Source organism: Rhizobium sp. BK176 (genome assembly GCF_024808055.1).
The window spans coordinates 60,717-71,420 of the sequence record NZ_JANUBV010000026.1; the positions used below are offsets into that span (position 1 = coordinate 60,717).

At 57.5% G+C, this 10,704-nt stretch carries 14 protein-coding genes and 2 pseudogenes; 12 read left to right on the forward strand and 4 right to left on the reverse strand.

The features are described 5' to 3' along the window. Positions 1–175: 175 nt before the first annotated feature. The 3 genes and pseudogenes from FHT76_RS41520 to FHT76_RS36305 form a co-directional block, all read right to left on the reverse strand. Positions 176–538, reverse strand: a pseudogene (locus tag FHT76_RS41520) (AAA family ATPase); the annotation flags it as partial. Beyond that, the gene (locus tag FHT76_RS36300; protein WP_183864851.1) at positions 526–1,011 is read right to left on the reverse strand and encodes an ABC-three component system middle component 2; all 486 of its coding nucleotides are present in this window, start codon (positions 1,009–1,011) and stop codon (positions 526–528) included. The pseudogene FHT76_RS41520 and the gene FHT76_RS36300, both read right to left, overlap by 13 nt. Then, on the reverse strand, positions 999–1,946 hold the full coding sequence (locus FHT76_RS36305) for an ABC-three component system protein (protein WP_246712820.1): 948 nt from the start codon (positions 1,944–1,946) through the stop codon (positions 999–1,001). The genes FHT76_RS36300 and FHT76_RS36305 overlap by 13 nt, the downstream gene beginning before the upstream one ends. A 280-nt stretch (positions 1,947–2,226) precedes the next feature. On the opposite strand from FHT76_RS36305, the gene FHT76_RS36310 reads away from it, so the two are divergent. The 7 genes from FHT76_RS36310 (at position 2,227) to FHT76_RS36340 (ending at position 6,586) form a co-directional block, all read left to right on the forward strand. Next, positions 2,227–2,817, forward strand: coding sequence for a TetR/AcrR family transcriptional regulator (locus tag FHT76_RS36310; RefSeq protein WP_183758676.1), 591 nt, complete (start codon positions 2,227–2,229; stop codon positions 2,815–2,817). Positions 2,818–2,884: 67 nt separating this feature from the next. Further along, entirely contained in the window at positions 2,885–3,511 is a 627-nt protein-coding gene (locus FHT76_RS36315) for a hypothetical protein (protein ID WP_183758678.1), read from the forward strand. A gap of 109 nt (positions 3,512–3,620) precedes the next feature. Further along, on the forward strand, positions 3,621–4,472 hold the full coding sequence (locus tag FHT76_RS36320; protein ID WP_183758680.1) for a cytochrome b/b6 domain-containing protein: 852 nt from the start codon (positions 3,621–3,623) through the stop codon (positions 4,470–4,472). Further along, the gene (locus FHT76_RS36325; protein ID WP_183758705.1) at positions 4,472–5,248 is read left to right on the forward strand and encodes a molybdopterin-binding protein; all 777 of its coding nucleotides are present in this window, start codon (positions 4,472–4,474) and stop codon (positions 5,246–5,248) included. Before FHT76_RS36320 ends, FHT76_RS36325 begins: the two co-directional genes overlap by 1 nt. Positions 5,249–5,282: 34 nt before the next feature. After that, complete coding sequence (locus FHT76_RS36330; protein WP_183758681.1) at positions 5,283–5,612, forward strand: hypothetical protein; 330 nt, start codon at positions 5,283–5,285, stop codon at positions 5,610–5,612. Positions 5,613–5,663: 51 nt separating this feature from the next. Next, the gene (locus tag FHT76_RS36335) at positions 5,664–6,248 is read left to right on the forward strand and encodes a DUF308 domain-containing protein (RefSeq protein ID WP_183758683.1); all 585 of its coding nucleotides are present in this window, start codon (positions 5,664–5,666) and stop codon (positions 6,246–6,248) included. Positions 6,249–6,289: 41 nt separating this feature from the next. Then, complete coding sequence (locus FHT76_RS36340; RefSeq protein WP_183758685.1) at positions 6,290–6,586, forward strand: chorismate mutase; 297 nt, start codon at positions 6,290–6,292, stop codon at positions 6,584–6,586. Positions 6,587–6,653: 67 nt separating this feature from the next. Here FHT76_RS36340 and FHT76_RS36345 read toward each other — a convergent pair whose 3' ends face one another. Continuing rightward, positions 6,654–7,517 carry a LysR family transcriptional regulator gene (locus FHT76_RS36345; RefSeq protein ID WP_183758687.1) on the reverse strand — a complete coding sequence of 288 codons (864 nt, stop codon included), beginning with the start codon at positions 7,515–7,517 and terminating at the stop codon, positions 6,654–6,656. Positions 7,518–7,625: 108 nt separating this feature from the next. Between FHT76_RS36345 and FHT76_RS36350 the strand changes: the two genes are divergently transcribed. The 5 genes and pseudogenes from FHT76_RS36350 (at position 7,626) to FHT76_RS41525 (ending at position 10,595) form a co-directional block, all read left to right on the forward strand. After that, positions 7,626–8,450: an oxidoreductase gene (locus FHT76_RS36350; protein ID WP_183758689.1), complete on the forward strand. Its 825-nt coding sequence runs from the start codon at positions 7,626–7,628 to the stop codon at positions 8,448–8,450. Between the two features lie 46 nt (positions 8,451–8,496). Continuing rightward, entirely contained in the window at positions 8,497–9,345 is an 849-nt protein-coding gene (locus FHT76_RS36355) for an alpha/beta fold hydrolase (protein ID WP_183758691.1), read from the forward strand. Between the two features lie 65 nt (positions 9,346–9,410). Further along, positions 9,411–9,935, forward strand: coding sequence for a VOC family protein (locus tag FHT76_RS36360; RefSeq protein ID WP_183758693.1), 525 nt, complete (start codon positions 9,411–9,413; stop codon positions 9,933–9,935). A 2-nt stretch (positions 9,936–9,937) separates the two neighbouring features. After that, positions 9,938–10,311 (forward strand): annotated as a pseudogene (locus FHT76_RS36365) (L,D-transpeptidase); the annotation flags it as partial. A gap of 35 nt (positions 10,312–10,346) precedes the next feature. Beyond that, complete coding sequence (locus FHT76_RS41525; protein WP_348649651.1) at positions 10,347–10,595, forward strand: Rid family hydrolase; 249 nt, start codon at positions 10,347–10,349, stop codon at positions 10,593–10,595. Positions 10,596–10,704: the final 109 nt, after the last annotated feature.

Genomic DNA, 10,704 nt, shown 5'->3' on the forward strand with positions numbered 1-10,704 from the left:
TCGCCGTATAGTTGCCATTGGACAAGGGCGAACGCTTCTGGATGATCTCCTCCTCGTTGACGATCGCCAGCCGCGCAATGTTTCGGAAGCTCAGCGCCTGCGTTTCATCCTTTGCGTTCTTTTTGATCCGCTTACCTGAAAGGCCGATCTTGGAGAGAAGAAACGACGAGAGGTTCGCCTCATCGCGGTCGTTGTGAATTTCACCACTCCCCTCAGCATCCGGGATCGACGTGTGCAGGCCCTCGAATGACTGGAACTGTCCACCGGCCATGCTTCGAAGCAATGTCGTTTCCGATCCGTCGTCGAAAGCAATCGCAAGCAGTACGCGACCATAGCCGTTCGCCTGCGGGATATCGGGGAGAGGGCCTTTGCCACCGAGCATAAAATCGATAGCTTCGACAACATAGGACTTCCCGGTGTCGGAAGCCCCATAGACGACGTTAAGGCCGGACTGAAACGAAACGACCGCCGGTTCTTTTCCTGAGCCGTAAAAGGAAAGGTGACGGATCTGGAAGCCTGAATACGTCAGGGTCCGGATGCTTCATCTTGAAATTCAGAGACCCAGTTGGTGAGAAGATCGCGCATCAGATCGTCAAAAGCCTCATCGTTGTAGTCCTGGAAGTAACCTGCGAGCCATTCGGCGCGCTCGTACAATTGGCGGAGATATGGCGTCTGAAGCGCGGTGACAAAAAACTCCGCATTGTCTCCGGCCTGAAACAGGATCCCACTTGCATCGATAACCTGCTCGACTAGCCTTCGGGACATCATCAGGGCTACGGCAGATTGAACGGACTTTCTACGGACCTGCGTGACAGGTGACATAATCGGTGTCGGGGGATGCAGGTCCGCTGGTCCGTCGAGGACACTGGTTCGCACGACAAGATAATCCATCGCGGTCAGCCGGTTCAGATCTACCGCCTGGGGGAAATGCGCGTGCAGAACGAAGACGGCCCTCACCCCCGTTTCGAGCGAACCGTTGAAAGCCGAGGCCGTAGACATTAGCGACGCCATGTCAGCTTCCCATCGTTCGCAAGCTGATGACAGATCCCCCGACGGTCGGTGGGAAAAGCGCTTCTGTTCAGAGGATGAGCGTCAAGAACCAAGGACTGCGCTTTCTCGGTTACGGCGACGACGCGCGCATATCCGTCCGAGTGTTCGCCGTCGTGAGTGTCCAGGACTCCGCCGAGTATCTCGGTCTGCAAGCCCTCGAAAGTACCAGGCTCCACTTTCTCACGCACGAAGACCCGCAGGGACTCCGCATGATAAAAGGCCTCGCGAGAGCGATGAAAATGGAATTTCAAATTCCCCCACTTATCGAGATGCGAGACCGAGGCGATCGTCTCGCCTTTGTGCTCTGCATAGGCATCGAGCAGCTTGCTTGTATAGGTTGCCTCCGTCTCTCCGATCTCGACAGGGACAGTGTCGGGCCGCGGACGGGAGGGCAATCCGCCACCGAAGCGGCCGATGTGATAGGGCGTTCTGGAATGGGCTTCGATGATCGTTCGAGGTTGCTCGGCCGAAAAGATCCAAAAATCGAAATCCCTGACGGAGTCGAGAAATTTTCCCTCCAGGGCGACCGACCCAGTCGAGGTGATTTTTCCGGAGATGGCTTTGTCCCATTCCGCAAGAACCTTCGCTTTCAGCTTGTCCGCATTGGAGAGCAACAGCGACAACGATGTCGAAGCGCCTTTAGGCGCGATGAACCGGCATGCTCTCGGAGCTTTGTATTCTCCTGAGAAAGAGTACCAGAGCATCTTCCCGATCTCAGGCGCGACCACGCCGAAACTCAAGGGTGAGGTGTAGTGCTTGCACTGGTGATTGTCCCAGATGCCGAGCAGCTGGTCCGCGTCACAGAAGCCAGCAATATCGATGCCTTTGTCTCCTGCACCGGTCGGCCGCATAACGTTGACATATGTGGTTTTGAGCGAATGGACCCATTTCGTCAATGAACGTTTCCCATTCGCTGGCTTCATAAATCTGGATGATCTTGACAGGGTCAATCTTTGGCCCGTTCTCGAAATCGCGTGCCAGAAGGATTCTAGCTGACGGCAGGTCTTTCATCGCATTCTCTCTGCACTTTAATGCCCGGACCGGGCGACCATTTGGATCTCGTTCGCATGCCCGCCCATAGCGCCGTGGCCACTAACGATTTGTTAACCACACAAATTGAGGAACCCGCAAATACTCGCTATTGACGGCCTGCCTACTAGAAGGTAGATCAGCTGTATGAGCAATCTTTCGACCACCTCGGACGACATTCTGGCGTCCACTAGAAACCTTCTGATAAGCGGCGGCTACAATGGCTTCAGCTACGCCGATATCTCGGAGATTGTCGGTATCCGCAAGGCAAGCATTCATCATCATTTTCCTAGCAAGGTCGATTTGGTGCGTGAGCTGGTCAAGCGTTATCGGGAGGATGGCCAGGCAAGCGTGGCAGTCCTTGAGCAGAAGGTTCCGAATGCTCTGGACATCCTCAAGGCTTATGCAAACCACTGGGCTGCATGCATTGAGGATTCCAGCAGACCCTACTGTGTCTGTGCTATGCTTGCCAGTGAACTGCCTTCCCTCCCCACGGAAGTCGCAACCGAGGTGACGAACTTTTTCCGCTTCATCTCCTCGTGGCTGGCTTTGGTCATGGAGCGCGGTTCCAAGCAGGGCGAACTGAGTCTAACCAGTGCGCCGCATGTTGAAGCCGAAACATTTCTAGCAACCGTATACGGGGCAATGCTTTCGGCGAGAGCCTATGGGAAGCCGGAAGTGTTCTCAATGATACTCGAACCTGCCCTCAATCGTCTCACGCCAACAGTCTCTCACTAATCCTGCGTGGCAAGGCTACTCGGGTCAAATGCGTCCATTTAAACTACCAACTAGTAGGAAGATAAAAATGAGAAGTGTTTTCCCTCCTTTGGCCCTCGGGTTGACCAGCATCCTTTCTGTAACTGTCCTTGCGGCACCCGCATCTGCCGAAGATAAGAAAGCCGCGCCGATCCATGTCCGCGGCAGCATCGTCGACTACCAGGGGTCAACGCTCAAAGTGAAGACCCGCGAAGGCGAGCCAATCGATGTCGCGCTTGCCGACGCCTGGAAAGTCGCCGGCGTTGCCAACGCCAAGGTCACCGACATCAAGCCGGGCGATTTTGTGGGTATCGCATCATTGCTAAAGGCCGACGGCGGCGATGGCGCGCTTGAGGTCCTCATTTTCCCGCCGGCAATGAAAGGCACAGGCGAGGGGAGCTACGGTTGGGATCTGAAGCCCGACAGCAGCATGACCAATGCGACGGTCGCGGATGCCGTTAAAGGCGTCGATGGCCGGACTGTCACCGTGACCTATCATGGCAAGGAAAAGAAGATCGCCATTCCGGATGGGACACCGGTCGTGACCATCGCCGCGGCCACCAAGGATGATCTCGTTCCTGGCGCCGTTGTCTTCATCACAGCTGAAAGAGCCGCAACAGGCCCTATCGCCCATCAGGTGGTCGTCGGCAAGAATGGCGTGGTTCCACCCATGTGAAGACCACGCCGTCACTGGCCGGAGCAGCCGCCTTACTGCTCCGGCCAGTGACTACAGATCGACGCTGCTTGGTCTGCAGCCGCGAAATGCACAGATGAAAGACGCTGAGATGAGCGCAGACGCTTCCAATGACAATGTTCAATATCCTCGGACGATCTTTATCCGCCGCCACTCCGTCGTGACCCGGCTCACGCACTGGCTGAACGTGCTTTGCCTTAGCTTCCTTCTTTTGAGCGGGCTTCAGATCTTCAATGCCCACCCGGAGCTTTATTGGGGTCATTATGGCGCGAACGGCGACCCCGCCGTCCTGACAATCGGCTCCGACGACGATGCAGGCACGCCAAGCGGCTTCGTGCGTGTCGCAGGGCTACAGTTTCCTACAACTGGCGTCTTGGGTGTTTCCAATGTTGATGGGGAGCCGACCGCGCGAGCTTTCCCGTCCTGGGCAACAATCCCGTCGTTTCAGGATCTTGCGGCCGGCCGTCGCTGGCATTTCTTCTTTGCCTGGCTGTTTGTGATCAATGGTATTCTCTACGTGGGATTCAGCCTGCTGAGCGGACATTTCAGGCGAGACCTGACGCCAAAGGTGCACGAACTCTCGCCTCGCCATCTCGGCCGCGAGGTTCTCGACCACGCTCGTCTCCGCTTCCCGGAAGGGGAGAAGGCCAGGCATTATAATGCACTTCAAAAGCTCACCTATCTGGCCGTCATTGTCATTTTGCTGCCGCTGATGGTGCTCACAGGTTTGACAATGTCACCGGGCGTCGGTGCCGCTCTGCCGTCCCTTGTCGATATTTTCGGCGGACGCCAGTCCGCGCGCACGATCCATTTCATCACAGCGTCGGCGCTTGTCATCTTCGTGATCGTGCACGTGGCAATGGTGGTCCTGTCCGGGACCTGGAACAACATCTGCTCGATGATCACCGGACGCTATGCGATCCAGGAGAAAGGCCCACAATGATGAGCAAGCTTTTCACCCGACGCCGCTTTCTCATCGGCGGCACGCTCGGGGCCAGCGCCCTTACTCTCTCTGGCTGCGACCTCTTGGACCAGAACGCAGACGTCGCCAATGTCCTTCGCTCAGCCGAGCACCTGACCATGAAAGCCCAGAGGCTGCTTCAGGGGCGCGATGCACTGGCGCGCGAGTTTGACGAAAAGGACGTTTCCCCCTCCTTCCGTGTCAATGGAACGAGTGCTCCCGACAGCGATGAATATGCGGAACTGTTGGAAGGTGACTTCGCAAACTGGCGACTGAAGATCGACGGTCTTGTTGATCGGCCTCGAGAGATTTCGCTCATAGATCTGAAGGCGCTTCCTTCCCGCATCCAGATTACCCGCCATGACTGCGTCGAAGGCTGGAGCGCCATCGGCAAGTGGAGAGGCGGTCCACTCGCCCATCTGTTGCGCCTTACCGGGGTCAAGCCGACGGCGCGCTACGTCGTATTGCATTGCGCCGACGAGCTCGAAAAGACGCTCGATGGAAGCGGCCGCTACTATGAGAGCATTGATCTCATTGACGCGGTTCATCCGCAAACCATCCTCGCCTACGAGATGAACGGCCAGGACCTCAGCGTCGGCCACGGGGCGCCCTTGCGTCTCAGGGTCGAGCGGCAGCTGGGGTACAAACAGGCCAAGTACATCATGCGCATCGAACTGGTCGAGAGCTTCGCCGGCCTGTGGGGCGGGAACGGCGGCTATTGGGAAGATCGCGGCTACGAATGGTACGCCGGCATCTAAGGCCATCAAATGGCGAACCACAGGAAAACAATCCATGAGCCGACGCAAAGTCCAGAAAGTGATGCCGATTTCAGCAATTGCGCCTTCAAGACAGGTCGAAATCAACCAAACCAGTTCGATCCTCTCCGATCCTGAAGGCCGATGGGCGGCGAGGCGGCAGGAGGCGATCAGCGATGCCTTCGAGAAAAACATGCGCATCAAGGGTGCCCACGGCCGCGGGGCAAAGGTTTCCTCTCACTACGGCCCGCGTGACCTCGATAGGTCCAAGAAGTCAACCCGGAAACTCTCCAGCGAAAGCGATCGGATCGGCCGTACTGAATGGGACGAGAACACCCCCTTCGGCAAGCATGTCGGCTTCATCTGACGACGCTAGCGCGAACCATCAATCAACCAGTTCAGAAAGTGGAAGAAAGCAATGTCGAACAACCAGACCTCCCGTGCCCCGCGCGGCAACGACCAGTGGCTTAAGAAGTACTACTTTACCAGAGCGGCCTTCTCAGTGCTGTGGGTCGCGGCTGCATTGACTGCCGGAGGGCATTCCTTTGCGGTGGCTGCCGCACTGCTGATCATCTATCCCGCTTGGGATGCAATTGCGAACGTTATCGATGCCACGAGGAGCGGTGGTCTTGCCGCCAACCGGAGCCAAGCGATCAACGTCGCGGCGAGCTCGGCTATGACGATAGCCGTGATGCTGGCGCTGACGATGAACATGAACTGGGTTCTCGGCGCTTTCGGTCTATGGGCGATCTTTTCAGGACTTTTGCAGCTTGGAACTGCGGTGCGGCGCTGGAGAACGAGTCGAGGTCAGTGGGCGATGATTTTGAGCGGTGGCCAATCCTCTGTGGCCGGTGCTCTCTTCATCTTCCAAGCGCAAATGCCGAAGGAGCCTTCTATCGCCACGGTCGCAGGCTACGCTGGTGTCGGTGCATTCTATTTTCTGGTGTCGGCAATTTGGCTGACGATCGCCCTGTCGCGTCGCAACATGCATGCCATCTCATAAGCGCTACCTCCCGCCAATGAAACCACGTGGATTATATTTCAATGATGACAGATGATGCGGCAGAGCAACTTGCTTCCTATCGGAGGACCATCGACAATCTAGATTCAGCACTCCTCTATATCCTAGCCGAACGCTTTCGCTGTACGGAGCAAGTCGGCCAATTAAAAGCCAAGCAAGCGTTACCGGCGATCGATAATGAGCGAGAGCGACGCCAATTGGATCGACTGATGAGCATCGCCCATGATGTTGGCCTCAGTCGGCACTTTGTCGAAGGGCTGATGACAATGATCGTGGGCGCTGTGGTGGAGCGGCACAGGGAGATTGCGGCCAAGAAGTAAGTTGTCTGTCGCGGCTGTACTACCGCAGCCGTGATTGGCGGGGAAAAATCGATCGTCTTCGGGCCGCTTACCATGCAGGGGCATTTGTGAGGTGGTCCGAGACGGTCGAGATAAACGCCCGAAGACGCTGAAGACGTCGCAGGTCCCGGTGATATCCCATCCAGATGTCTCGCGCCGGCGGGGGCTTAGGGAGCTCCAGTCTGCGAATACCCGGTATCTGATTGCCCACTGCGCGGGGCAGGACGGCGATCCCAACGCCCTGCTTGCACATTCGCCCTTGGACGTTTCGGTTATTTGATCGCAGTACGGGTCTCGCGTTCGGGAAACTCTCGACGAGCCAGGTTATATCGGGGAATTGCCCAGTCGAAGTATCGTGGGTGATCAGCCGGAAACCAGACCCGTCGCCATATTTAGGGTCAGGCGACTCCTCGGCGATGTAGACGCCGTATTCGAGCCTGAAGAGCCGCCGTTGAATGACATCGGCAGTGTCGAACGGAACGATGCGAAAGGCAACGTCGGCCTCCCTTTGGGCGAGGTTGAACAGGCGAGTGCCGGTCAGGATCTCGACGTCTACATTGGGGTAGGCTTTCGAGAAATCTGCCAGGATGGGAGGCAGGACATAGGCCCCGAACCAGTCTGCTGACGAGATGCGCAGATTGCCTTTGAGGGTTTGCTCCTGCCCGGCAAGCCGGCGCTCCATAGCCAGCGCGCCTTCTTCCATCTGCTCTGCCAGAGTGATGATCCCATGACCCTCCTCGGTAAGCACGAGACCGTCCGCGGTCCGCTGGAAGAGCGTGTGGCCGATCGCCTCCTCAAGGGCACGCAGCCGTCTGCCGACGGTGGGATGGCTGGTCTGAAGAGCACGCGCAGCGCCGCCGAGCGTGCCGGATCGCGCAATCGCAAGGAAGATTTTTACGTCACTCCATTCCACGGCCAAACCCTTACAAAAATAAACATTGAAAATACAAAACTGTCACTTCAAGTGCAAATATAAACATCTAGATTCAACTCATATTCCGAAAACAAGCGGAGAAACGTCATGAAAACATGGTTCATTACAGGCTGCTCGAGCGGCTTCGGACAACGGCTCGCGCTCGCTGCGGCACAGCGGGGCGATCAGGTTGTCGCTACTGCCCGCAACGTCAACTCGATCGAAGAAATGGCTCGGCCATTCGACGGCCGTATGATCACCTTGCCGCTCGACGTGACGGATGTAGCGGCAGCCAAAGCCGCAGTCTCAAAGGCGGTCGAGACATTCGGCGGCTTTGAGGTGCTTGTGAACAATGCCGGCTACGGACTGTTTGGCGCGCTCGAGGAAGGCAAACCCGAAGAATATCGACCGATGTTCGAGGTGAACGTTTTCGGTCTTATCGAAATCACCAGAGCAGCGCTGCCGACCTTGCGACGTTCGGGCGGAATGATCGTCAATATGTCGTCCGGCGCAGGGATCGCGGGCAGCGGCGGCGCAGCATACTACAACGCCGCCAAGTTTGCGGTTGAAGGGGTTTCCGAGGCGCTCGCCGGTGAGCTGAAGCCGTTCGGCGTCCGCGTGCTGATTGTCGAGCCTGGGCCGTTTCGCACTGATTTCCTTGGACGCTCGATCACGATGGCGGCCAAGGAAATGCCGGAGTACGCCGCGAGTTCGCGCAGGCACTATCGTGAAACGAACAACGGCAATCAAGCAGGCGATCCCGACAAGGCGGTTGCAGTTATCTTGCAGGCGGTCGACGCCGATAACGCCCCGCTTCATCTGCCGCTTGGGCCCGTCGCGCATTCGATCGCTGAGCGAAAGCTGGCTTCCTTCCGCAGCGAAATCGACGCTTGGCGCGATATCTCGATCGCCACCGATTTCGATCAGCACTGAGCGGGTCGTTAGCTCTGTTTAACATCAACATCGACGGGAAAAAGTTATGATCCCAACACTGGAAGGTTTTACCCAGCAACTGGTGCCGGTGAATGGCATCAAGATCAATGCCGTCACGGGCGGCTCTGGTCCCCCGATCCTTCTGCTTCACGGTTGGCCGGAAACCTGGTGGGAATGGCACCACGTCATGCCGCTGCTGGCCGAACAGTTCAGGGTGGTGGCGATTGATCTACGCGGCGCAGGCTTTTCCGACTGCCCGCTTGACGGCTACGATAAGGCGACGATGGCGCGCGACGCGCATAAGGTCATGGTCGCCCTTGAGCATCAACGCTATGCTCTATGCGGCCATGACATTGGTGGAATGGTGGCGTTGCCGCAGGCCGCTATCTATCGGGAGGCTGTTACCCATTTGGCCGTCCTCGATGTTCCGCTTCCTGGCTGGAGCCAGTGGGAAGCGACGACGGCAAAGATTTGGCACTTCGCCTTCCACATGAACCGTGACCTACCGGAACGCCTAATTTATGGCCGCGAATATGACTATGTTTCGGCGTTCATGGCCGAGCGGTTCTATGATCACAGTACCTTTAATCCTGAAGACCTCGAGATCTACGCGAAAGCAATGGCACTTCCTGGTCGCACGCGCGGTGGCATGGAATGGTACCGCACACTGACCGCCGACCATGCGGCCGCGCTCGAGTACAAAAAGCGACCGCTTGAGATACCCGTTTTAGGTCTCGGCGGGGAGCAGCGTTTCGGTGCGCATATGGTCCCGATGCTCAAGGAGTTCGCCAGCAATGTGACAGGCGGCGCGGTTGCGCGGTGCAGCCACTATGTGGCGGACGAGCGCCCGCATGAAGTGGCCGCTGCTCTCATCGATTTCCTCAAGGCCAAGTGAACTCTGCAATCCGGGCAAATTGAGCCCGATCGCGTTCATCGATTGAACAAGAAAGGAAAACTGTCATGACTGCAATTCGCGGCGTCAATCACATCGGCATTACAGTGCCCGATATCGAGGCAGCAAAATCGTTCCTGGTGGAAGCCTTTGGCGGCCAGGTGATCTACCAATCGTTCGGGCCGCAGGATCCGGCCAGGCAGGGACCCGAGTTCGAGCGGGCCACTGGTGCTTACCCGGGAACGGTTGTGCGTGCGCAGGCGATGGTCAAGATCGGAACCGGGCCTGACATCGAGCTCTTCGAAATGCACGGCCCCAGACAAGCGCAACCGGTTACACCGAGCGACTTCGGCATTACGCATTTTGGTATCTATACCGACGACATCGACGCATCGGTAGAGCGCTTTGAGAAGGCCGGCGGAACAGCCCTCACGGCACCACGCGCTATTCCCTACGCAACCGAAAAAGGTCCTGGAAACAAGGTCTGCTATTGCCGCACGCCGTGGGGCGCGATGATTGAGTTTATCACAACGCCCGATCGCATGGCCTATCATGACCAGACGGATCTGCGCAGATGGCAGGACGAGGAATGAGCGTGAGCTTTGATACCTCGTTATCCCGCCGCAGCCTCCTGTCGCTTTCGGCAATGGCTGGAGCCTCTACCCTGGCGGGGTGCGTCTCCACCGCCAGCACGGGCCGGATGGTGGGGCGACAGTCGGCGCCTCTCCAGGATCCGATCGGCCCCTGGCTGTCATGTATGGTCCTATCGAGGATGGCGGCTTTCTGATCCCGGCGGTTCCCTACAAGCAGATCGATCCGCGCCACTAGCGTCAGCAGGTCCTCGACCCGAGTGGGGGCGAGGCGCCCGGCACGATCGTCGTCGACACCCCCTCCCGCTTCCTTTATCTCGTCCAGCCGGGCGGGACCGCGATGCGCTATGGTGTCGGCATCGGCCGCGAGGGCTTTGCCTGACAGGGCAACGGCGTCACTCAGTGGCGTCAGAAATGGCCCCGCTGGAAGCCGTCGTCGGCCAAGTCGGGCGCACCAAGGATCTCAAGATTATTCACGATCCTTCAGAGCAATTCAGAGCTATGTGGGACAATTTACGGATTGTCCTCGAAGCCGCTCATTGCACGTTCGATGACGTCGTGGAAACGACAAGCTATCAGTCGAAATGTCCGAGCAGATGGACGTGTTCCGGACTGTCAAAAACGAGGTGTTTCCGAAGGGAACCTATGCGTGGACCCGGATAGGTGTCTCTGAGCTGGTGACCTTGCCCCGTTGAAATAATCCATTTTGAAGTAAGCTCTGGCCCATTGAGAGGACCAGGGAATGAAGCGCAGCCGTTTCACAGACGAACAG